20 protein-coding genes are annotated in these 23706 nt (G+C 60.6%); 2 read left to right on the top strand and 18 right to left on the bottom strand.

Annotated features, from left to right (window positions below):
- Window positions 1–4: 4 nt before the first annotated feature.
- Both rlmD and QQJ86_RS21910 read right to left on the bottom strand, forming a co-directional pair.
- A complete protein-coding gene (rlmD, locus tag QQJ86_RS21915; protein WP_284323094.1) occupies window positions 5–1318 on the bottom strand; it encodes a 23S rRNA (uracil(1939)-C(5))-methyltransferase RlmD in 1314 nt (437 codons plus the stop codon).
- A 121-nt stretch (window positions 1319–1439) separates the two neighbouring features.
- The gene (locus QQJ86_RS21910) at window positions 1440–3455 is read right to left on the bottom strand and encodes a translocation/assembly module TamB domain-containing protein (RefSeq protein WP_284323093.1); all 2016 of its coding nucleotides are present in this window, start codon (window positions 3453–3455) and stop codon (window positions 1440–1442) included.
- A gap of 48 nt (window positions 3456–3503) precedes the next feature.
- On the opposite strand from QQJ86_RS21910, the gene QQJ86_RS21905 reads away from it, so the two are divergent.
- Window positions 3504–4241: a response regulator gene (locus tag QQJ86_RS21905; protein ID WP_284323092.1), complete on the top strand. Its 738-nt coding sequence runs from the start codon at window positions 3504–3506 to the stop codon at window positions 4239–4241.
- A 10-nt stretch (window positions 4242–4251) separates the two neighbouring features.
- Here the strand turns inward: QQJ86_RS21905 and recO are convergent, their stop codons facing one another.
- The 11 genes from recO to QQJ86_RS21850 all read right to left on the bottom strand — a co-directional run bounded on the left by recO (window position 4252) and on the right by QQJ86_RS21850 (window position 16285).
- Window positions 4252–4962, bottom strand: a complete 711-nt coding sequence (recO, locus tag QQJ86_RS21900; protein ID WP_284323091.1) for a DNA repair protein RecO — start codon at window positions 4960–4962, stop codon at window positions 4252–4254.
- Window positions 4963–5030: 68 nt separating this feature from the next.
- A complete protein-coding gene (gene era, locus QQJ86_RS21895; protein WP_284323090.1) occupies window positions 5031–5966 on the bottom strand; it encodes a GTPase Era in 936 nt (311 codons plus the stop codon).
- A gap of 123 nt (window positions 5967–6089) precedes the next feature.
- The gene (gene rnc, locus QQJ86_RS21890; protein ID WP_284323089.1) at window positions 6090–6749 is read right to left on the bottom strand and encodes a ribonuclease III; all 660 of its coding nucleotides are present in this window, start codon (window positions 6747–6749) and stop codon (window positions 6090–6092) included.
- A gap of 2 nt (window positions 6750–6751) precedes the next feature.
- Window positions 6752–7138, bottom strand: a complete 387-nt coding sequence (locus QQJ86_RS21885) for a DUF4845 domain-containing protein (protein WP_284323088.1) — start codon at window positions 7136–7138, stop codon at window positions 6752–6754.
- A gap of 128 nt (window positions 7139–7266) precedes the next feature.
- On the bottom strand, window positions 7267–8166 hold the full coding sequence (gene lepB / locus QQJ86_RS21880; RefSeq protein WP_284323087.1) for a signal peptidase I: 900 nt from the start codon (window positions 8164–8166) through the stop codon (window positions 7267–7269).
- A gap of 12 nt (window positions 8167–8178) precedes the next feature.
- Window positions 8179–9969: a translation elongation factor 4 gene (lepA, locus tag QQJ86_RS21875; protein ID WP_284323086.1), complete on the bottom strand. Its 1791-nt coding sequence runs from the start codon at window positions 9967–9969 to the stop codon at window positions 8179–8181.
- 181 nt (window positions 9970–10150) lie between these two features.
- Complete coding sequence (locus QQJ86_RS21870) at window positions 10151–11632, bottom strand: DegQ family serine endoprotease (RefSeq protein WP_284323085.1); 1482 nt, start codon at window positions 11630–11632, stop codon at window positions 10151–10153.
- Between the two features lie 151 nt (window positions 11633–11783).
- Window positions 11784–12443: a sigma-E factor negative regulatory protein gene (locus QQJ86_RS21865; protein ID WP_284323084.1), complete on the bottom strand. Its 660-nt coding sequence runs from the start codon at window positions 12441–12443 to the stop codon at window positions 11784–11786.
- Entirely contained in the window at window positions 12440–13036 is a 597-nt protein-coding gene (gene rpoE, locus QQJ86_RS21860) for an RNA polymerase sigma factor RpoE (RefSeq protein ID WP_284323083.1), read from the bottom strand. The genes QQJ86_RS21865 and rpoE overlap by 4 nt, the downstream gene beginning before the upstream one ends.
- 163 nt (window positions 13037–13199) lie before the next feature.
- Complete coding sequence (locus QQJ86_RS21855) at window positions 13200–15803, bottom strand: putative bifunctional diguanylate cyclase/phosphodiesterase (protein WP_284323082.1); 2604 nt, start codon at window positions 15801–15803, stop codon at window positions 13200–13202.
- Between the two features lie 2 nt (window positions 15804–15805).
- Entirely contained in the window at window positions 15806–16285 is a 480-nt protein-coding gene (locus QQJ86_RS21850) for a hypothetical protein (protein ID WP_284323081.1), read from the bottom strand.
- 194 nt (window positions 16286–16479) lie between these two features.
- Here QQJ86_RS21850 and QQJ86_RS21845 point away from each other — a divergent pair, with 194 nt between their 5' ends.
- Window positions 16480–18543 carry a 3-hydroxyacyl-CoA dehydrogenase NAD-binding domain-containing protein gene (locus tag QQJ86_RS21845; protein ID WP_284323080.1) on the top strand — a complete coding sequence of 688 codons (2064 nt, stop codon included), beginning with the start codon at window positions 16480–16482 and terminating at the stop codon, window positions 18541–18543.
- 96 nt (window positions 18544–18639) lie between these two features.
- Here QQJ86_RS21845 and QQJ86_RS21840 read toward each other — a convergent pair whose 3' ends face one another.
- The 5 genes from QQJ86_RS21840 to QQJ86_RS21820 form a co-directional block, all read right to left on the bottom strand.
- The gene (locus QQJ86_RS21840; RefSeq protein ID WP_284323079.1) at window positions 18640–19194 is read right to left on the bottom strand and encodes a DUF2058 domain-containing protein; all 555 of its coding nucleotides are present in this window, start codon (window positions 19192–19194) and stop codon (window positions 18640–18642) included.
- 46 nt (window positions 19195–19240) lie between these two features.
- Window positions 19241–19453: a SlyX family protein gene (locus QQJ86_RS21835; protein ID WP_284323078.1), complete on the bottom strand. Its 213-nt coding sequence runs from the start codon at window positions 19451–19453 to the stop codon at window positions 19241–19243.
- A 2-nt stretch (window positions 19454–19455) separates the two neighbouring features.
- The gene (locus tag QQJ86_RS21830; protein WP_284323077.1) at window positions 19456–20799 is read right to left on the bottom strand and encodes a UDP-glucose dehydrogenase family protein; all 1344 of its coding nucleotides are present in this window, start codon (window positions 20797–20799) and stop codon (window positions 19456–19458) included.
- A 153-nt stretch (window positions 20800–20952) separates the two neighbouring features.
- Complete coding sequence (locus tag QQJ86_RS21825; RefSeq protein ID WP_284323076.1) at window positions 20953–21750, bottom strand: FKBP-type peptidyl-prolyl cis-trans isomerase; 798 nt, start codon at window positions 21748–21750, stop codon at window positions 20953–20955.
- A gap of 168 nt (window positions 21751–21918) precedes the next feature.
- Window positions 21919–23685 (bottom strand): cation:proton antiporter, encoded by a 1767-nt coding sequence (locus QQJ86_RS21820; protein ID WP_284323075.1) that lies wholly within the window; start codon window positions 23683–23685, stop codon window positions 21919–21921.
- Window positions 23686–23706: the final 21 nt, after the last annotated feature.

The following is a 23706-nucleotide window of genomic DNA, read 5'->3' as shown; positions in this document are numbered from 1 at the left end:
CATCTTACCTACGTTCGAACAGCGCAATGGATTCCACATGCGCAGTGTGCGGGAACATGTCCATCACGCCGGCCGACTTCAGGCGAAAGCCATGCTGATGGACGAGGATGCCAGCATCGCGCGCCAACGAAGCAGGATGACAGGAAACGTAAACGATACGGCGCGTTTCCTTGTGCGGCAGATATTCCAGCACCTTGTCCGCACCGGCACGCGGCGGATCGAGCAGCAGCTTGTCCCAAGGCTTGCGCGCCCAGTCGGTGCCGCGCTGATCCTCAAACAAGTTGGCGACTTGGAAACGTGCGTTGGCAAGGCCATTGCGCGAAGCATTGTCCGCCGCGCGTGCTACCAAACCATGCTCGCCTTCCACACCGGTGACTTCAGCCACGCGACGCGCCAATGGCAGCGTGAAATTGCCAAGCCCGCAGAACAGGTCCAGCACGCGATCCTGCGGTTGCGGATCGAGCAATTCCATCGTGCGCAGCATCATGCGGCGATTCAATCCGGCGTTGATTTGCACGAAATCCAACGGCTGGAATTCGAGTTCCACATCCTCCACGCCTTCACCTGCAGGAACGCGGAAAGCCAGGCGCGGATGTTCCGGCCATAGCGGATGCACGCTGCTGACGCCACCGGGTTGCAGATAGATGGCAAAACCATGTTGCTGAGCAAATGCCACCAACTTGGCCCGATCGCCTTCGGTCAGCGGCTTGAGATGACGAAACACCAGCGCGATGGTGTCGTCCCCAGCCGCGAATTCGATCTGCGCAATATCGGCCGCGGCATCCATGCTGCCTACCAGCTCGCCCAGCAGACCGATCTTCGGCCCGAGCGCCGGATGCACGACATCGCAATGCGTGATGTCGGCAACGAAACGCGGATTGCTCTCTTCGCGAAAACCAACCAGCACACGGCCCTTCTTCGCCACCGCGCGCACCGACAGGCGACCTTTGCGGCGATAGCCCCAGGCTTCGTCGGTGAGCGGCGGCAGCCAGCTTTCCGGTTCCACCTTGCCGATGCGCGCGAAGTTGTCGACCAGGACGCGCTGCTTTGCTTCGATCTGCGAGGCGGCATCCAGATGCTGCAGCGAACAGCCGCCGCATTGTCCGAAATGGCTGCAGCGCGGCTCAACCCGGTGCGGCGACCGCGTGAGGATTTCAACGGTTTCCGCTTCGTCGAAGTTGCGATGGCGTTTGCGGATACGCAGACGCACCTGCTCGCCGAGCAAAGCACCGGTGACGAACACCGTCTTGCCGTCGATGCGGGCCACGCCCCGGCCGTCGTGACTCAGATCGGTAATGGGGGCTTCGAATTCTTTCATCGGCACTCTTGGAAAACAGCATCCCTGGATCGCAGGCGACCCGGGTAAACGCATACAAAAGGAAGGATAGGCCAGACCGGCCCGGTTGGCCGCCAATGATACCAGCCGTGACCCAGGGCTCTTAGCGGTCGGCGACAGCGCCCTGCGTAGCCGTCTTGAGGCGCCGGACCAGCAGCGGCCATTCGATCCGGTTCTGAGTGCCGGTGACGTGCATATACGGCAAGCCGGAGCCTTCGACGATCGAGTAGCCGTTGGCATCGCCATCCAGTCCGCTCAAGGAGCAAACACCGTTCTGCAGGCTGACGTCGAGGCCCATGCGCTTGTAGCTGGCGGCCTTGAACAGCTTCATCACCGCGCCCTGCAGGCCGCTTGCGGGGCTGCCACCGGTAACGACAGAAAGGTTGTTGGCGGCGCGCAGACTGATGCGCCCGCCAGTTTGGGCCAGTAGAGATGCCTTGAAAGCCACCGCCGTGCCGCCGACGAGTTGCAGCCCATCAATGCTGCCGTCCATGTGCCCGCTCATGGCACCGAAATTGAAAGTATCGGACAACGGCGCGAGGTCGATCTGATGCAGGGTTAGATCGCCACCCAGCATAGGTGTGGTACTCAAGGGCTGCTGCACGGTGATGTGATCGATGGCGGCGGTGCCGCCGAAGGCCTTGGCGGTCAATGCGCCCTGCAGCGCATAGCGATCGCCTATCCAACGTACTGCGGAAATAGTGCCGTCCAGCGTGCCTGGAAACGGTGTCCAGCCGAGCGCCTGGTTGACGGCACTCAAGTCCACCCCTTCCACGTTAGCCGCCAAATCAATGCGCTCGGCCTTTGCCGCGGCCGGCCGCCATTCGAACTTGGTCACTCTGGTTTGCCCTTTCCACACTGGCAGCTCCAGCGGCGCTTGCAGACTGAGCATGCCGTCGCGACTGCGCCAGCGCGATTGCATGGCACTCCATGCAAACTGATGCACGGTCAATTGATTCCAGGCCACCGTCGTGGGCGATTTTTCGCCTTGCGCCGCCCAATCAAGATCGCCGCGCAGCCCGTTTGCCTGCAGCTGCCCCGTGCCATCGGTCACATCCAGCCCATCTGTATGGAAGGCCAAGCTTCTCAAGCTTTCGCCGGCATAGTCGACATGCCCTTCAAGTTGCCCGGTGATCTGCGGATGCGATTCGATCAGATTGTCCAGCCACGGCTGGCCATAGCGATCGTAGGCGGTGGGAAAATGGGCTTGGAAATGGTCCAGCCGAAGTTTCTGCAGATTGCCCTTGGCATCGATCGCCAGCGCGCCTTCCAGTTGCAGTGCATCCGCATCATCCATGCGCAGATGGTTGATGGCGAGGCCGCCCCGCTCGGAGCTGGCGCCGAGATCCAGCACCACTTCGTGCGATGGAAGTTTCGCGAGCACCGGCCCCATTTGCAGATCGCCGCCGTGAAGGCTGCCATTCAAGGACAACTGTGCCGGACGCGCGGTGGCGTCCAGCGAGAAACGCGCGTGCCCATTCAGACCCTGGCCGGCGACGTTGCCGGCGGGCGTTGCGTATTTGAGGTCGGCAAAGGTGATGTCGCCGGAAGATTGAAACCCCTGATCACGTACATCCAGGGCGAGATCCGCATCGAGTTTCCCACCCGCCACGTGCGCAGGCCAGACGGTTGCCAGCAGGCCTTGCAGCCAACCTGCTGGCAGGTTACGCAGATTGATCTGCGCATGGGTTGTCTGATCGAGTGGAAACGCAGCGCTGATGTGCGCCGCCCCCTGACTGGCATCGACCTCCATCGTGTTGGCGGACGTATCGACCACCCAGTTGATCGTACCGTTGCCGAACGCGCCACCGGGTGCGCCGCTGAGCTGCACGGTGCCATCGAAGACCCAGCGCAGCTGGACATCGCGGCGCAGGTTGCCGCTGACCGTCATGCCGACTTTGCGCCAGCCGAGTCCGGGAATATCCGCCTTGCCTGCACGCAGGGTAATCTGCACGGTATCCTGGGTGGCGCCAGGATCGAGTTGCGCCCGCACGTCTTGCAGCGTTACCCCTGGCACGTCGATCCGCTTGGCAGTCACGACAGTACTCGCCCACGAGGGCGCGGCCCACAGCAGGGTCCAGAAAGCACAGACGACGAGCGGGCGGCGGAAGGACAACATGGAGAGATCATTCTGCCAAACTAAGCTGAACGATACGGACACAGGACCATGCCGTACCCGCTAGACAACACCTTGCCCACTTCCGCTACCGAGCCTTATGTGCTGGTGGCCGATGACGATGCACCTACGCGCTGCTTTCTCGGCGACGCTTTTCGCCAGTTCGGCGCGCGCGTTGCGCTCGCCACCTCAGGCGGCGAAGCGCAGACGCTGACCCACGACGAACCTTTCGACTTGCTGGTGCTGGATTGCCGGATGCCAGGCGGTGGCGCGGTCGAAATCCTGACCTATCTTCGCAACGACCAGAACGCGCGCTCGGTAAGTAGCCCAGCTGTCGCCAGCAGCGCTGAATTGGATGCCGAGGCTCAGCAGACACTACTCGCGGCTGGTTTCCACGCTGTGCTGCCCAAGCCATGCACGCTGCAGGATCTACGCGACATACTCGCCTTGGCCACATCCGGCCGCCGCAATCTGCCGGTGCTGGACGACGGTCTAGCCTTGAACACCAGTGGCACCCCGGCGGTGGTACAGGCACTACGCGGCCTGTTCCGGCAGGAACTGATGAACATCTGCGAAGAGCTGGACGATCTGAACACAGATGCCAAGGCGCTGGAAGCGCGCTTGCACAAGCTGCGTTCATCGTGCGGGTTCTGTGGTGCGGCTTCGCTGTCGGAAAACATCGTTTCGCTGCAACAGCATTTGAAGCTGGAGCATCGCGGGGCGATGTTGCCGTTGGCAGCTTTTCGGCGTTCGGTACAACAGACTATCGAAGCGTTATCGCCGGTCTGAACCGATACGGCTAACGGCGCGTAAGCGCTCCGCGCAAAACGCGCCATGCACGCAGTTCAACGCCACCGAGATGAAAGCGGATCAGTTCGCGCATCATGCCGCGCAACGCATGCAGCCCTTGTGCATCGGGCATGCGATCGTCACACAGCGCAAGCAGATCATCGCCGCACAAGGCATGCGGCTCGTTGGGGTTGCATCGCACAGCACCGTGCTCCGGGCGATACGCATACAGCACTTCCGGCTGCAAAGGTTCGCCGGTATCCGCATCTGCATCGAGCTGCAAGGCATAACCAAGTGCAGCTAACAGATCGCGTTCGAAACGTCGTAAATGCCACGCGAGGGATTCACCCGCGGCCAGGCGCGCAAGTGTCTGCGCGTAAGCGTGGAAAAGCTCCGGATGCGGGTCCTGACGTTCCGTGAGTCGCACCACCAGTTCGTTGACATACAAGCCTGCCAAGCCCGCATCGCCTTGCAGCCGTAACGGTACCGCCGTGGACTCAGCGATCCGCAAAGTCGCCAATTCACCACGCATTTGCAGATCCAACACCAACGGCTGGAATGGCTCCAATTGCGAGCGCTGCAATCGGCCTCGCTGGCTGCGTACGCCACGCGCAACGACGCCCAGGCGTCCGTGATCGCGTGTCAGACATTCGAGCAGCAGCGAGGTTTCGCGGTAGGGGCGCGAGTGCAGGACGTACGCGGGCTGTTGCTCGATGAGCATGGGTTTATGAGCGTGCTATTAGCGCCCTCTCCTGGTTACAGAAGAGAGTCGGTATGGGATCAATCGCACTAATCGGTATACCCAAACTGCTTCAACATCGATTCGTCATCCGCCCAGCCCTCACGCACCTTCACCCACAGCCGCAGGAAGACCTTGCGATCGAACATCCGCTCCATATGACGGCGCGCGGCGCTGCCGATGGCTTTGAGCTGTTCGCCACCTTGACCGATGACGATAGCTTTCTGGCCATCGCGTTCCACCCAGATCACGGCATGGATTTCCGCTACGCCGTCGGGGCGATCATTGAACTGCTCGATCTCCACCGTGGTGGCATATGGCAGCTCCTGATTGAGGCGCAGCATCAGTTGCTCGCGCACCATCTCCGCAGCGAGAAATCGTTCGCTGCGATCGGTGATCTCGTCTTCACCGAACACCGGCGCGCGCACTGGCAGGCGCGACAGGATGTCTTGCGCGAGCACGTCCAGGCCCTTGCTCTTCAGTGCGCTGACGTAATGCACGGCTTCGAAACTGTGCTTTTCGCAGAGTTCGGCCACGAACGGCAACAGCGTCGCCTTGTCTTTGCTGAGGTCGACTTTATTGATCACCAGCAGACGCGGAATGCGTTGCTCGGCCAGTGCCTCGTAGAGCGCTTCGTCTTCGTCTGTCCAACGCCCGGCTTCAATCACTTGCACAGCCAGTTCCACTTCGCTCAATGCGGAATGTACGGCGCGGTTGAGGCTGCGGTTCATGGCCCGCTTAGCGCCGCGATGCAGACCCGGCGTATCCACATAGAGAACTTGCCCGGCTCCGCTGGTAGCAATGCCGAGAATGCGATGGCGCGTCGTCTGCGGACGCGGGCTGACGATCGACAGGCGAAAGCCGATCAATGCATTGAGCAAGGTCGACTTGCCGACATTCGGCCGGCCGGTCAGTGCCACGAAGCCGCAGCGGAAGTCCGAATGCGGCAGTTCGTTCTCGACGTTGTCGTCGCGTTCGTCGTTCATGGTACGAGGGTACTCTTCGTAGTCGGGTATAAGCATGGCGCCGCTCGCTCGCGAACGCCACCTCGGGTGGCATCGCCATGCAAAAAAGTCAGGTATTGAAACGGTGCGGCCAGGTCGCGTGAATCACGACCCTTCCTGGACGCCGACAAGGCGGGCCAAAACCACTTCGGCGGCATCCTGCTCGGCAAGCCGCCGGCTGCTGCCACGGCCCGCGGCAGTCACGGCCATCGGCTCGGCAATCACACAGTTCACTTCGAAAACGCGGGCGTGTTCCTCACCTTCGGTGGACACCAGCTCGTAATGTGGTAAGGGCTGGCCTTGTGCCTGCAACCATTCCTGCAGCCGGGTCTTTGCGTCTTTGGACGAGTGCGGCAAGGCGGCGACGCGGTCGGTGAACAAGGTACGCACCACGGTCCTGCAGGCCTCGAAACCACCGTCCAGATAAACCGCCGCCACCAATGCTTCGAACGCGTCGGCCAGAATGGAATCGCGCCGGAAGCCGCCACTCTTGAGCTCGCCGGAACCGAGCTTCAGGCTATCACCCAGTTCGAGTTCTCGCGCCACCGTGGCCAGCGCCTGCCCGTTCACCAACTGCGCGCGCAGGCGGGACATTTCGCCTTCGGCAGCTTTGGGGTGCGTCTCGTAGAGCATCTCGGCGACGATGGCCCCGAGCAGGGCGTCGCCGAGAAACTCCATGCGCTCATTGTTGGGTTTGCCCGCGCTGCGGTGCGTCAGAGCAAGTGCGGCCAGCGAGGGATCGCGAAAGTTATAAGGCAATTCCACTGTTATTGCGGTGGAGCGACATTACCCGCCACGGGCACGCTCTTTTCGAAATGGATCAGGAAGTCGATGTTGTACATGAAAGGTATGTCTTTGTCATAGCTGACACGCAGCTCGTTGCCCTTGGGGCCTTGCCCCATGGTGATGTCCTTGGGGCTGATCGTCGCGTCGTCCACGTATTGGAAGCCGAGTTTGAACAGTAGATCGCGGCGAACCTGATCCAGCGTCTGGCCTTCTACGCCTTGGGTGGCGATCTGGTTCATGGCTTTGACCACGCCCGCGTATTCGGTATAAGCCGGCACTAACTTCATCGCCATGAAGGCGAAGAAACCGGCCACGGCCAACACCACGATAAAGCCAATCAACGTGATGCCCGACTGTTTCGATTTCATTGTCCCCTCGCTATGCCGCTGGCGCGGCCCCTGTTCCGAAGCTAAACCCCATGTGCGTACTTTGCCCGGTCCGCGCACGCATCGCCAGCGACACGTTCACGATTCCGCCAGCGACCGTATGCGCAGCATCAATGGATAACCGTACCGATGCGATGGAAATCCACGTTGCCGGTGCTCATACCCTTCCAGCTGAACCAGATCATGAAGGCCTTGCCAACCAGGTTTTCCTCCGGCATGCAGCTCCACCAGCGACTGTCTTCGCTGTTCTCGCGGTCATCGCCCATCACGATGTAGCAGTTCGCCGGAACGACCGACGGCACGCGGCTATTGGGAATCGGCGGCGTCGGACCACGCCCCGGCATGCGTGCAATCAGGTGATTGACGGGGCCAAGTTGCTCGCTCCAGATCGTGGCGTTGTAGTACAGCAGTTCGTTGTCTTCCTGCCGCAGGGGGTTGCCCTTGAACGGGCCGATCTGGGTATCGACCACCGGCTTGCCGTTGATCGCGATCTGGCTGTCATGCACTTCGATGGTGTCACCCGGCAGGCCGACTACGCGCTTGATCCAGTTCTGGCTGGCGACGGGTGCATGCGGATCAGCACAGGTGATGTCGCCGCTGCGCACTGTCTTGCCGCTGTCGTCCTGGCAGATGTAGCCAGGAAAACGAAACACCACCACGTCACCGCGCTTGGGCTCGCCGAAGCTGACCACTTTGTTGTTGAAAGCCGGCAGGCGCAGACCGTAGGCAAATTTATTGACCAGGATGAAGTCGCCCACGTCCAGCGTCGGCATCATCGAACCGGAGGGAATGCGGAACGGTTCGGCGACGAAGGAACGCAGCAGCAGCACTACGAAGATCACGGGAAACAGCGAGCGAGCCCAATCGACGGCTGCTGGATCGCGATATTCCTCGCCTGCCGCGTCGAAGCGCGCCTTGCGCCGCTTGTAGAGAAGCAGTCGATCGAGACCCCACACCACACCGAACAGTACGGTGAGGGCGAGCAGAATGGCCGAAAAATCAAAATCCATGCGTTGGCTCCGCTATTTGTCCACTTTGAGCACGGCGAGGAAGGCTTCCTGCGGAATCTCGACCCGACCGACCTGCTTCATGCGCTTTTTGCCTTCTTTCTGCTTTTCCAGCAGCTTCTTCTTACGGCTGACGTCGCCACCGTAGCACTTGGCGAGCACGTTCTTGCGCAGTGCCTTCACCGTCGAACGCGCAATGACTTGCGCACCCACGGCAGCCTGGATCGCCACATCGAACTGCTGGCGCGGAATTAGATCCTTCATGCGCTCAACCAGGTCACGGCCGCGGCGATCGGCCTGGCTGCGGTGCACGATCAGACTGAGCGCGTCCACACGATCGCCGTTGATGAGCACGTCAGTGCGCACAAACGGACCGGCGTCGAAACGCTCCAGGTGGTAGTCCATGGACGCGTAGCCGCGCGACACGGACTTGAGCTTGTCGAAGAAATCCAGCACCACTTCGGCCAGTGGCAGCTCGTAGCTGATCTGCACCTGTGTGGCGAGATATTGGATGGAACGTTGCACACCGCGCTTCTCTTCGCACAGCGTGATGATGTTACCGATGTAATCCGGCGGCGTGAGGATGTTCGCGACAATGATCGGTTCGCGGATTTCCTCAATCTGCGTCGAAGGCGGCAGATGTGCGGGATTGTCGAGCTTGAGCACCGTGCCGTCGCTCTTGAGCACTTCGTATACCACCGTGGGTGCGGTGGTGATGAGGTTCAGGTCGTATTCGCGCTCCAGGCGTTCCTGCACGATTTCCATGTGCAGCATGCCGAGGAAGCCGCAACGGAAACCGAAGCCCATCGCTTCGGAGCTTTCGGGCTCGAAGAACAGCGCCGCATCGTTGAGGCGCAGCTTGTCCAACGCTTCGCGTAGTGCGGGGTAATCGTCGGCGGCAACCGGGAACAGACCCGCGAACACGCGCGGCTGCATGGTCTGGAAGCCGGGCAGCGGATGCGAAGCGGGTTTGCCGGCCAGGGTCAAGGTATCGCCCACCGGTGCACCATGCACGTCCTTGATGGAGGCGGTGATCCAGCCCACTTCGCCAGCGGCGAGCTTATCCAGCTTCTTGCGCTTGGGCGTGAACACGCCCACTTCACTTACTTCGTGCGCGCGGCCGGTGGACATCACCAGCAGCTTGTCACCGGGCTTGATCTCGCCCTGCATGACGCGGACCAGCGACACCACGCCGAGGTAGTTGTCGAACCAGGAGTCGATGATCAATGCCTGCAGGCGATCGGTATCGCGCGGCTTCGGCGGCGGAATGCGCGCGACGATGGCCTCAAGCACCTCCACCACGTTCTGGCCGGTCTTGGCGCTGACGGCGACGGCGTCGGTGGCATCGATGCCAATCACGGCCTCGATCTCGCCCTTCACTTTTTCAGGGTCAGCGGTGGGTAGATCGATCTTATTGAGTACGGGCACCACTTCCAGCCCCTGCTCCACTGCGGTGTAGCAATTGGCGACCGACTGCGCCTCCACGCCCTGTGCCGCATCCACCACCAGCAATGCGCCTTCGCAGGCAGCAAGCGAGCGGCTTACTTCATAGGAGAAGTCGACATGGCCGGGGGTGTCGATGAAATTGAGTTGGTAGGTCTTGCCGTCCCGCGCCTTATACGGCAACGACACGGACTGCGCCTTGATGGTGATGCCGCGCTCGCGTTCGATCGGGTTGCTATCCAGCACCTGGGCTTCCATCTCGCGCTCGGCAAGTCCGCCGCAGATCTGAATGATGCGGTCGGCAAGTGTCGATTTGCCGTGATCGATGTGGGCGATGATGGAGAAATTGCGGATCAGTTCCATGGGCACGCTGTCAGCTTCACGACCTCGCGCGATGCGAAAGGCCGGCTATCGCCGGGATGGCGATATTAGCCGGTCATTATCGCATGGTTTGAGAACGCCAGCCCATGACATCGCGGTGCGGCTGGCTCCTAGGCCCCATAAATGAAGACCCGCCACGCGGGCGGGTCTTCTTGAGGCTTGATTACTGATCCTTCTCGCTGGGAACGGTCAGCGCGATGAAATTGTTGGCATCGCCCCGACGCACCAGCAGCAACACGGTGTCGCCCGGCTTCACACCGGCAGTGGCGGCGCGGAAAGCTTCGACGCTGCTTACCTTCTTCTGGTTGACCATCAGAATCACATCACCCGGCTGCAAACCGGCCTGGGCGGCCACCGGGCCGGTGACGTTCGCAATGGCCACGCCCTCGCCTGCCTTCAGTCCAAGCTGACTGCGCGCAGCGGCGTCCACGTTTTCCACGCTCAAGCCAAATGCATCGGAACCACTGCTCGGCGCCGCCTTGCCCAGTGCGGAGCGGCCGTTCTGGTCGCGCGGCATGGTGCCGATGGTAGCTTCGACGGTTTTTTCCTTGCCATCGCGCAGGATCTTGATCGGCACAGTCGAACCCGGCTTGGTCATCGAGACCAAAGGCGGCAGGTCGGTTCCTTGAACGATGTCGTGATCATTGTAAGAAAGGATCACGTCACCCGATTGCAGGCCCGCCTTCTGCGCGGCGCTGTCCGGCGACACATTGACCACGATAGCGCCCTTCGCGCTATCGAGTTTGAGGGCCTTCACCATGTCCTCATCGACCGGCTTGATCTCCACGCCCAGCATGCCGCGCGTGACATAGCCCCTGGTTTTGAGCTGATCGACCACGCTCATCGCCAGATCGATCGGAATCGAGAACGCAACGCCCTGGTAGCCGCCGGTGTCCGAATAGATCTGCGAATTCACGCCCACCACCTGCCCTTGCAGGTTGAACAGCGGGCCGCCGGAATTGCCGCGGTTGATCGGCACATCGGTCTGGATGAACGAGGTACTGGGCTGATCGCCTGCACCGAGGCTGCGACCCACTGCACTCACGATGCCCTGCGTCACGGTGTAGTCAAAGCCGAATGGCGAACCGATGGCAAGCACCCACTGGCCGGGCTTGAGCAAGCGAGAGTCGCCGATAGTCACAGTCGGCAGGCTGCCACCCGTATCGACTTTCAGCAACGCGATGTCATAGGTGGGATCAGTACCCACCACCTTTGCGGTCAACGTACGGCGATCCTGCAAGCGCACGGTCACGACGTCCGCGTGATCGACTACATGATTGTTGGTGAGGATGTAGCCGTCACTGGAGATGATGAAACCCGATCCCAGCGACGTATGTTTCTGTTCTTCCGGGGACGGCATCATGGGCATGCCGAAGAAACGGCGGAAGATTTCCGCTTGTCCCGGATCGATTCCCTGCATGGGTGCGCCACCGGCACTCTTCGGCGTGCGACCAGAATACTTGGCTTCCACGTGCACCACGGCCGGAGCGTTCTTTTCGACGATGCCTGTGAAATCCGGCAGCCCCCCAACGGTTGGAGCAGCCTGCGCCCAGGCCATGGCGCTGGGCGCCATAGCGCCCACCCCTAAGGCGCAGCCGAGCAGGCCACTGAAAAGACGACTCCTGACGAGACGGGAATGACTCATGACTCCTCCTCAAGTTCTAGACGCCCCATCTCACGCGCCAGAACTCGCAAGTCGGAACGAAAGAGGGGAGACAATAATGAAGAAAGCGGGAAGCCTCGGCGGCTGGCGCAGGAAACGGCGGGCCAAGCCCACCGCTTCCGGAGACTGCTACTTAACGGGCGCCTTGCGCCGCGGGCCGGGCCTGTGGCGTATCGATCAACAGCAGGTAGCTGCCGTCTTGGTTGTTCAGCGCTTTGTAGCCATGAATGGAGTATGTCTGGCTGGAATAGCGCTGGAACAGCGGATTATCCGACGGCTCGCCAAGCGTTACGGAAGCACGCTGGCTCAATGCCGAGGCCGAATAAGGGCTCAAATAGGACGGCACGGCCGCCAGCGAATCGTTGCTCGCATGCACAGCATTGGCAGCGGCGAGTGATGCGCTGGTGCGAACACCCGGCGATGCCGTGCCACTGTTAGCAGCAAGACGGGCCGGACGTTCGGAATCGGGAGCAGTCGGCTGCGAAACCATCAGCGCTGCCACTGCCACGCTGGCAGCAATCGCACCGCCCAATGACAACCGCAACCAATCGCGCCTGGGGGCTTTGCCGGTCACCTGTTCGCCTTCGATCGCGATCATCACGCGACTTGCGAAACCGGTGCTCGCCACAAGCGGCAGTTGACGGCGAAGACCATCGCCCGCCACGTGATAGCGCGCCCAGGTCTGCTGCAGCGACGCATCGTGGTCGAGCCTGCGCAACAAGAAGCGCAGTTCTTCCCTGGACAACTCACCGTCCATGGCTGCGGAAAGATTTTCCATATTGGCTTCAGTCATGACATTCGATCCTCGCGGTCTGAGAGAAGTGGCCGCAACTTTTCATCGATCGCCTCACGTGCCCGGAAGATGCGCGAACGCACCGTACCGATCGGGCAGCCCATGGCCTCGGCAATCTCTTCGTAGCTGAGGCCTTCCACTTCACGCAGGGTGATGGCTGTCCGCAGCTCCTCGGGCAAGGCTTGGACAGTGGCGAATACCGTTTGTTCAATTTCTTGTCGCATTAATTCGCGTTCGGGGGTGGCGCTTTCCTGCATGCGGTCAGCACCAGGCACATAGACCGCATCTTCGATCGCAATGTCGTCGGTCGGCGGCCGCCGGCCCATGGCCACCAAGTGATTCTTGGCCGTGTTCACGGCAATTTTGTACATCCAAGTATAGAAAGCACTCTCGCCGCGGAACGAGCCGATCGCCCGCCACGCCCTGACGAAAGCCTCCTGGGCCACGTCCTCGCATTCGGCTGCGTTGTGTACGTAGCGGGAAATGAGGCTGATGACCTTGTTCTGATATTTGCGCACCAACAGATCGAAGGCGCGCTTGTCTCCGTTTTGTACACGCTCAACCAGCGCACTATCGAGTTCGTTGTCGCCCATCCGGGCCGTCTCCTTCGTCACTGGACCATGCCGGGACTTTCCCCGTCGGATGGATGAGCTGCTCTGACCGGCTGCGAGCCTGCAAGTTCAGCAGGCGAACGTCGAGTCTATCGGCATTCTAAAGTTGGGGACATCCGTACGTGGCTCAAGCCAGCGTAGAGTTTTACGCTGTGACAGCCGACAGGCCCTGTCCGGACAAGAGCCGCTCACGTTCGCCCAGCAGGCGCTCGAAGGTGGGGTGCGGCAAGGGCCGGCAGAACAAGTAACCTTGCAGTTCATCGCAGTGGTTGGCGCGCAGGAACTGCAGGTGCTGCTCGATTTCCACGCCTTCGGCCACCACCCCGCGCTTGAGACGATGCGCCATTTCAATCGTAGCGCGCACGATCGCCTCATCGTCCGGATCGACACCAATATTGCGCACGAAGCTTTGATCGATCTTGATGCGATCGGCGGGCAGCTTGCGCAGATAATCCAGGGAAGCAGCGCCGGTACCGAAATCGTCGATGGCGATGTGGCAACCCAGCTTGTGCAGCCGCTGCATGTTCTCCATCAGGTTGGGCGCGGCTTTGATGCTGATGCTTTCGGTGACTTCCAGTTCCAGTAGTCCGGGATCGAGTTCCGTTTCCTCCAGTACTGCAGCCACTATCTCCGGCAAGTCCGGCTGCATGAGCTGTACCGCGGAGAGATTCACGCCCAGCCGCAGGCGCAGACCGAACCGATCTTCCCATTCTTTGGCTTGTTTACAGGCCGTGCGCAGCACCCATTCGCCGATCGATACGATCAGCCCGGTTTCCTCTGCCAGCGGAATGAAGAAACCGGGGCCGATGTTGCCCAGCTCCGGGTGCTCCCAACGCAGCAGCGCTTCCATGCCGACGATGTCCTCTGTTTGCGCATTGACTTGCGGCTGATAGAAAACACGCAACTCTCCGTTGCCTTCGGCATGACGCAGCCGTGCTTTCAGCGCAGCGTTCTGTTGTTCCTGCGCTGGGCTGACGTCATAGACGCGATAATTGTTGCGGCCCGCGCTCTTGGCCGCATACATCGCTTCGTCCGCATGTTTGAGCAGCGTTTCGGCGTCGAGCGCATCTTCCGGGAAGAAGCTGACACCGATGGATGCCGTCACTTGCAATTCCGGGCCGTCTTCCAGATGCAGTGGCGCATCCATCAGCTGCACGATTTTTTCCGCCACGCGCAACACGTCATCGGTCTTCACTATGTGACGCAACACGATCGTGAATTCGTCACCCGCATAACGCGCCACCGTATCGGAAGCGCGCACGCTGCTGCGCAACCGTTGCGTCACAGCAACCAGCACTTGGTCGCCCACGGCATGACCGAGCGTGTCGTTGATGAACTTGAAGCGGTCCAGGTCCACAAACAGCACCGCGAACGTTTCACCGGTGCGATTCGCCTCGCGAATGATCGTATCGAGGCGATCATTGAACAGCAGACGATTGGGTAGACCGGTGAGAGCGTCCAGCAGGCCTTCGGCGCGCCCCTGCTCGCGCGTGCGCCGCAATTCGAGCATATGCGCGAAATGCGCCGCCGTGCAATGCAACACCGGTTCCACGATGCTGGGTTCACTGAAGGGATGACGACTGCCCGCCAGCAAGGCACCTAGCACGCTGCGCCGTTCGTCGAGCAAGGGCAAGCCGACGAATCCGCGCAGACCTAATAGACCGATCAGCGGATCGACATCGGCGAGACGACGGGCATCGTTTGGATGTATCAACGCGCGACCGCTGAGCACCAGGCGCAACGAACTTTGCAATTGCGGACCGGGCCAGACTTGCTCCTCACCTCGCCAGCGCTGCACGATCTGTACCGGCACGCTGCTTTCTTCCGGGCGCGCCGACCACACTGCGATGTAATCGAGGTCCATTTCGTCGAGCAGCAGTCGCGCTGTTTCCGGCACGATCGCTTCATCGTGAGTGCCAGAGAACAAGCGCGCCAATACCGCCAAGGCGGCCCCTGGACGCACACTGGCGCTGGCGCTGCGAAACTGCAACGCAGCCATGTCGCGACCGTTTTGACGCATGCGACGCACGTTGGCTTCGCCAGTATCGTGGCCGCGGATCGACTTGCGCCGGCACGGGAGCCAGCTTCGATCCGCATCGAAAAGTGCCTTTTCCAGGCTGACCGATTCAAAGATCAGCACTTCCGGCAACGGCGTACCGACCAGCAGGCTATTGGCCAGGCCGCTATGCCGTATGTAAGCAGGGTTTGCTTCCACTACACGCTCGGCGGCCGGATCAACGATGAGCCAATCGCCTTCGTTTTCTTCGAACACGAAGCGGTAGTGGTAGTCGCTCGCTGAAGATGCCGATGGCGCAACCAAAGGAACCACCGGCGATGCGCTCGTGGTGGCCTCTGCAACAGGCATGCGCTTTCCGCTATGCAGTTGTTGCCAGCGCGCGATCAGCTCCGTGCCAATCTGCGATGCATACACCCAGCTTCCAATCGCGGAGGGCAATTGCGTCGGCCTGATCGTCGCGTCATCGACCAACACAGCAATGATGGGCACGTCCGCGCATGGAGGCAGCAAGCGCAACTGTTCGCACAAGGTGGAGCTGGCACGCCCGTCGCCCTCGAAAACCACCACGATCAGCGCAAGCGGTTCGCGCCCTTCCAGCAGGATGGCTGCATGAGTGGTGTCGCGCGCGGAGTGGATGGTCGGGTGACCCTCGCGATCAAGCACGTCGAACAGTTCGCGACGAAGCTCACGCTGAGAAGCCACCAGCAAGATGCCAGCTTGAAAGGTCGTCACGCTCACAGCAGCCATCGTCCGTCACGCAGGCGTGGGCGCTGGATCGTATCCGCCGCGCTGCCCAACCGCACGGCGACGTCGTCGATGCTCGAAACTAATGTTTCCGGTGCGTCCAGCAGCACCACCCGACGCACGTGACCGGCCGGTGCACGTGCGAGCTGCCGCAGCAGGGTACTGTCCGTCGGCACCAGCGGCAGGGGAAACGGAGAAAGCAGGTAGACACCGAAATGAATACTTTGCTGGATATATCGCAAGGCATTGCCCAGGCGCTGCGAGCCAGGAATGACGGCATGCGCCTCGCGCAGGTTCTCCATGCCGTTTTCCGGTCGCCACAGGTAGACCGATTGCCCGTTGAGGCGAGCAAGGGCGCGAAACTGTTCGATCACGGCATTGCTGTCCACGTGCTCAAGCACGACCAATCCCCCGGGCGCAGTCAGGATGCGCTCGTAAATGTCGCTGCCGGCAAGCGGCGCAGGGGCCATCAGGGAAGTCATACCGCCAAAAAGAGAAGTGATCGCGTCTCGTACGTTACGCGGTCGTGCGGGAAGCGCAATAGCCGGAACGCGAAGGCGTGATCCATGCGGCATACCGATACATACCGTCCCGAATGGTACGTCTCGCAATCATCGCTGCGGGACGGTATGGTGAGGGCCTCTCGGCCATCTCCCCAAGCCCCATGTTCGAAGGATTGCGCTTCAATCACTGGAAAACGAGCCTGGATGACAGTGGCATCGTTACCCTTACCCTGGATCGCGCTCACAGCAGCGTCAACGCTATTTCCCGCGAGCTGCTGGACGAGCTCGGGCAGATCGTGGAACGGCTGGCGATCGAGAAGCCCGCTGGGGTGATTGTCCATTCGGCCAAGGCGAACGGCTTTGCGGTCGGTGCGGACATCAAAGAATTCGTTGAATACGCCAAACAAGGCACGGTGCTGGAAAACATCGAAAACGGCCAGCGCGTTTTCGATGCACTGGCACGACTGCCCTGCCCTACGGTTGCCGCTATTCACGGCGCCTGCATGGGCGGTGGTACCGAACTGATTCTTGCCTGCCGGCAACGCATTGCCGTCGACGATGAGAAAACGCGGATCGGGCTGCCCGAGGTCATGCTGGGCATCCACCCGGGCTGGGGTGGGTCAGCCCGCCTGCCGCGTTTGATCGGCGCTGTGGAAGCACTGCCTGTGATGCTGACGGGCAAGGCCCTTTCCGCCCGCAAGGCCAAGGGTCTGGGCGTGGTCGATCGGCTGGCACGTCCGGACGAATTGATGGCGGAGGCACGCGCCCTTCTCCGCCACCCTCATGCGCGTCCGTTCGCGCAGCGAGCCACCGCCTGGGCAACCAACGCGTGGCTGGCGCGTCAAATTCTGGCGCCGATGGTGATCAAGCAGACCGCGGCCAAGGTGCGCAAGGAACACTACCCCGCACCGTTCGCGCTGATCGATGTATGGAAGCGCGGCGGCAGCAATATCCAGCAACGCCTGAAACTCGAAGCGCGCTCGGTGGCCAAGCTGGCGGAAACATCCACAGCGCGCAACCTCATTCGCATCTTCTTCTTGCAAGAGCGCCTGAAAGGCCAAGGTAGCGGCATCGATGCCGGCATTCGCCACGTCCATGTGGTCGGCGCCGGCGTGATGGGCGGCGATATTGCCGCATGGGCAGCGTTCAAGGGTTTCGATGTGACGCTGCAAGATCGCGAGATGAAATTCATACAGCCTGCGCTGGACCGCGCACAGTCGCTGTACGAGAAAAAACTGAAAGCGCCAGAAAAAGTCGAAGAAACCCGCCGTCGCTTGCGCGCCGATGTCGAAGGCACTGGCGTTGCAGAGGCTGATCTTGCGATCGAGGCAATCTTCGAAAACCCCGAAGCAAAAGAAGCGCTGTACGCAACGATCGAACCGCAGCTGAGCCATAGCAATGGCGTTCTAGCGACCAATACTTCATCCATTCCGTTGGACGAATTGCGCAAGCGCTTGACGGCACCGCAGCGTTTCCTCGGTCTGCATTTCTTCAACCCCGTAGCGCAAATGCCACTCGTGGAAGTAGTGCGCCACGATGCGCTCGATCCGGCCATCGAAAAGCGTGCGATGGCTTTCTGCAAGGCCATCGGCAAATTGCCGGTAGCAGTGAAAGGCACGCCGGGCTTTCTGGTGAACCGCATCCTGATGCCCTACCTGCTCGAGGCACTGCGTCTCTACAACGAAGGTGTGCCAGGACCCGTGCTCGACAAGGAAGCAAAAATCTTCGGCATGCCGATGGGGCCAATCGAACTGGCCGACACCGTGGGCCTCGATGTTTGCGCATCGGTCGGCAAAGAGCTCGCGCCATTCCTTGGATTGGAGCTACCACCGGGGCTGGAAGATAAGCTCGAAGCCGGCAAGCGCGGCAAGAAGGATGGCCAGGGCCTATACACTTGGCAGGAAGGCAAGCCGCAGAAGCCTCAAGTGGACCCCGACTACACGCCGCCACCGGATCTGCAAGATCGAATGATCCTCGCCATGGTCAACGAAGCCGTTGCCTGCCTCGGCGACGAGGTCGTAGATGATGCAGACCTGCTCGATGCAGGTGTGATTTTCGGTACCGGCTTTGCCCCGTTCCGTGGCGGCCCTATTCAATACGTGCGCAGTGAAGGCGTCGAGAAAATCCGACAGAAACTCGAAATGCTGGCAAAGCGGTACGGTGATCGCTTCCTACCGAAGAATGGGTGGGACAACGCCGCGTTGACGCAGAACGAAAGTGCTTAATGTGTAGGTTGGGGTGCAAACCCCAACCTCACGATTTGTGGAGCTGAAGTTGGGGTTTGCACCCAACCTACGCAACCAAGCAAGCCTTGAAGCGGCTCACCACATCAAATCATCCGGAATGCCATCCTCATCCACACCGGCCGCTGCAGGATCCACCAGCAACGCCACCAGATGCGGATCAACGTCGCGCACCTGTTCCGCTACGGCCTGCGTTACCAGTAGATAACGACCAGCATTCTGCACAATGCCCAGCTTGCCGGCATTCAGATCGGCGAGCTGTCCTGCATCAACATGCACTCGGCGAATCTTGCCGCCGTATTCAAAGTGGCGCACTTGATCGACATCGTTCTTGTTGAGCGCCTGGCCTTCCAGCAGCTTCTGCACTTTCGCTTTGCGCTCGCGTTTAATACGCGCCTGTTCGGCTGCCTCCTGCTCGGCACGCTTGCGCTCTTGCGCTTCCGTTTGCGCGCGCATCGCGTAAGCCTTACCCAGGTCAATCTCGTCGCTGCGCGGGGGGCGCGGCTTGTGCGGCGGCTTACCCTTGGCGAACGAATTCTGCGGCTTGGGCGCAGGTTGCTGTTGACGCTTATCGTCCTTGAGTTGCTTGACGATGCCGCTCTTCAAGAGCTGATCTCGCAATGAATCGGCCATGATCGAATCCGGTGGTGCGTTGGTACGGTTTCTAGGTAATGCAGTTTCAATAATGCGGCGGCGGCGGTTCGCTATGCGGATCGTGTCCCTGTCCGAGGCGCACAGTTTCCAATTCGCCGCGCAGGTCGCGGACCAGGCGTTCCAATGTGGCGATGCGCACGGATTGCTCCGCATCAGCCACGATTAGTGCCTGGACGGCATCATCGATAAAAGCGAGCCGGACTTCCAGCTCCGTAAGACGCTGCTCGGTGCTGCTCATGATTACTCCGAACGTGCGACGCTACGCCCGCGGCCAATCCCGTAGTACGCCAAGCCTGCCTCTTCCACCACCGCGGGTTCGTAGATATTACGCCCATCGAAAATGGCCGGCTCCTTGAGTACCGCGCGAATGCGGGCGAAATCTGGGCTACGGAATGCCTTCCATTCCGTGATGATCGCCAATGCATCCGCGCCGTCCAGCGCCTGATAGGCGCTATCGCACAGCACCAGATCGCCACGGTCACCGTACAAGCGGTGCACTTCCTCGCGCGCTTCTGGATCAAACGCGCGTACGTTGGCTCCGGCATCCCATAGCGCCTCCATCAGCCTGCGGCTGGAAGCTTCGCGCATGTCGTCCGTGTTGGGCTTGAACGCCAGGCCCCATAGGGCGATCGTGCGCCCACGCACGTTGCCATTGAAGTAACTGAGAATGAAGTCGAACAGCTTCATCTTCTGATCGTGGTTGACCGCCTCCACCGCTCCGAGCAGACGCGCGCTGTAACCCACCGCACGTGCGGTGCGCTCCAGGGCCTGCACGTCCTTCGGAAAACACGAGCCGCCATAACCGGCGCCCGGATAGATGAAGTGATAACCGATGCGCGGATCCGAACCGATCCCTTGGCGCACCAGCTCCACGTCCGCACCCACGCGCTCGGCGATGTTGGCGATCTCGTTCATGAAGCTGATCTTCGTCGCCAGCATGGCGTTGGCCGCATATTTGGTCAGCTCAGCGGAACGTACATCCATGACCACAGTGCGATCATGATTGCGATTGAAGGGCGCATAGAGCTTGCGCAGCAAAGCGATTGCGCGTGCGCTTGAAGTGCCGATCACGATACGGTCGGGACGCAGACAATCTTCGACCGCATCACCTTCTTTCAGGAATTCGGGGTTGGACGCCACATCGAATTCGATCTCGACGCCACGAGCAGCAAGCTCAGCCGCCACCGCTTCACGCACGCGATCGGCTGTCCCCACCGGCACGGTGGATTTATTGACGATCACCGCATAGCGATCCAGATGACGCCCGACGGATCGAGCCACACTCAATACGTATTGCAGATCGGCGCTGCCGTCTTCGTCCGGCGGCGTACCCACGGCGATGAAGATGATTTGCGCATGCGCAACAGCCAATGCCGCATCTGTGGTGAATTCAAGTTGCCCATTGGCGTAATTGCGCCGCACGATCGGCTCGAGGCCCGGTTCGAAAATGGGGATTTCGCCACGACGCAGGCGCCCTACTTTGTTCTCGTCGATATCTACGCAAACGACATGATTGCCCATCTCGGCCAGGCAGGCTCCAGTAACCAAGCCCACATAACCGGTACCAAAAATGGTGACTTTCATCGCGGGGGATCAACGCCTTAGTTAAGGGGCGAGGATTCTAACAGCCCCAAAAGAAACGCCTATGTCAACGACACAGGCGTGTGAGCCCGTGTAAAGCAAACGGGGCGCGAATCGTTCGCGCCCCGTTCATACAAGCTCGTTCTAGCGCGGTGATTACTGGCCGCTGCTACCGTCGCTGCCACCACCTTGAGGAGCGCCACCCGCTGCGCCGGCCGGCGTCGGACCGGTGCTTACCAGGGTGACGTCAAAGATCAACGTGGCGTTCGGCGGGAACGGACGATTCGGTTCTGCACCATAAGCCAGGTTCGGCGCGATGAAGAACTTGTAATGGCCACCCACCTGCATCAACTGCAGACCTTCGCGGAAACCCGGGATCACGCGAGCCAGCGGGATCGCGGTCGGCCCTGGCGGATTGTTTTTATCAGAGCTGTCGAACACTTCGCCATTCACGAAAGTGCCCTTGTAGTTCACCTTCACGGTGTCGTTCGGGCCCGGACGAGCACCGGTACCTTGCGAGATCACCTGATACTGCAAACCTGAAGCAGTGGTCTTCACGCCCGCAGCGCTCTTGTTCTTGGCAAGGAAGGCATCGCCTTCTGCCTTGTTCTTGGCGGAGGCCGCATCGAACTCGGACTTAGCCTTGCTACGCAGCTGCGCCTCAAAGGCCTGAGCAGTGGAGTTGAACTCCTGCTCGCTCATCGGCGGCTTCTTGCCGGAAAGTGCGTCCTGGACGGCCTTGGCGACGGTCGCCGGATCCACGGCTTCACGCATGATCGGCGGCACGGAACCGGCCAACTCGTAGCCGACCACGGTGCTGGCCTTGATCTTGTCAACCGTACCGGTGGCGCTCGTGCTACCAGCGCTGGACGTCTGTGCCTGCACGCCAGCGGTCATGCCCAGCGCGATGGCCAGCGCGGCCGCTGTCAGCGTGGGTCGCAGAAAATGCTTCATTTGGTACTCCCTAGTCATGGATATGCCGGCGTGCCGCGCCGGACCTCCCCCCAAATGGAGGCTGGCCCCGCATTGTGCGGTGTCAAGTCCGGTCTTGGCAACGACGATTCGCAGTGGACCCTCGCTCTCGCAAAAAGTTCAGGATCGCAAATGTGCACAGGACCTCATTCAACTTGATTTGTTAGGGGGAGATGAAGGCTTTTCCAGCGTGTCCCGCAATGCTGCTTGCAACCTCGCATGCACCTTAACCAGGCCGCGCCACAGGATAACTGCGAGGAGCACGCACACTGCAACGAGAGAAATCGCCACACCGCGTGGCGGCAAAATCGTGGATCCGAGTACGCCCACCAGCAGCGCCAGCGCCAGTAACGTCGCCAACGGAATCAGTTTCGCAAGAACCTGCCGAATGGCCTGCGTGTAGGAACCGGCAAAGCGCTCGCGTATGCCCAACTCCGCCAGCAGCATCCCCAAGGCTTCGGCCTTGCGATACACCGCAATCAACAACGGCAATGAGAAAAACAGAGCACATGCCCAGATCACCGAGTGACGCGTGTCTTTGCCAAATCCCCAGCGATCAAACCAGACCGCATTGTGTGCATTGACGTAAGCACCGATGACGAACAGCGTTACGACGAGCGCGATGTTCACGGCAATATGCCAAAGCAGCCGGCGGAACATGTGCGCAAGCATGGCGTTCTCGTTGACGGGACGCAGGTTTTCCAGCCATACGCTGTAGCTGCTGATCAGCAATCGCAGCGGCAACGGAACCGCGCGCTGCCCTACTCTCACGAGCAGATCCGCAGAACGAAGCAGATAAGGCGAGGCGATCATGCAGATCAACGCAGCTGCGACCGCAGTCGGGTAGATGAAATCGTCCACTGCGTGCAAGGTGAGTCCAAGCGCAGCGATCACGAATGAGAATTCACCAATCTGCGCCATGCACAATCCGGCCCGCAGTGACGTGCGCAGATCGTGGCCGATGAAGAACATGCCGACGCTGCACACCAGACTCTTGCCGAGCATTACGGTCAAGGCGATCGACACTGCAGGCAGCGCGTAATGCGCGAGTTGAGCCGGATCGATCTTCAAGCCGATCGCCACGAAGAACAGCGCAGCGAACATGTCGCGCAAAGGTTCGACCAGGTGCACCACACGCGAGGCGCTGTGCGCCTCAGCCACCACCGCACCGGCCAAGAATGCGCCGAGAGCCACGCTGAAACCCAACCACGCAGCCAGCAGACTGGTACCGAAACAGATGCCGAGCACACTCACCAACAAGGTTTCGTCGCGATCGAAACGTGCCACGTAATCCACCAATCGCGGCAACAGCAGCAGGCCGACGATCATTCCCGCCACCACGAACAAACCGAGATGCCCCACCACGCTGAAGGCCGTCCCCGTCTCCACCGTACCGCTGATGGCGATAGCGGTAAGCAGCGTAAGCAGCACGATGGTCAACATGTCTTCGGCCACCAGCATGCCAACGACCAGGCGTGCGAATGGCCACTGCCGAAGCCCGTTCTCGGTCAGCGTGCGTGTAGCCACCATGGTTGAGGACAGCGCCATGATGCCGCCCATGAACAACGCGTTCCGACCACCCCAGCCAAACAACAGACCGAGCTGATACCCAAGCCATAACATGAAACCCACTTCGATCACGGTGATCAGCAACAAGCTGCCACCCACTTGTCGCAGCTTGCGTACGCTGAACTCCAGCCCGAGCGTAAACATCAGCAGCACTACGCCAAGATTGGAGATGTCACTGATCGCGCGCGGATCGGCCACCAGCACACCTGGCGTGTGCGGACCGATCACCATGCCCGCCAAGATGTAACCGGGAAGCACTGGCAGCCGCAGACGTTGAAAAAGGATTGTCGTGGCGCCCGCCACGAGCATCACTAAGGCAAGATCGCGAATGAAGCCAATGTCGTGCATGCCGCGCTCATGGAGATGTCT

The sequence above is a fragment of the Dyella acidisoli genome (genome assembly GCF_030160295.1).
GTDB classification, from domain to species: domain Bacteria; phylum Pseudomonadota; class Gammaproteobacteria; order Xanthomonadales; family Rhodanobacteraceae; genus Dyella_B; species Dyella_B acidisoli.
Note: the sequence above shows the minus strand (reverse complement) of the source record. Positions and strands in the feature narration are given on the sequence as shown.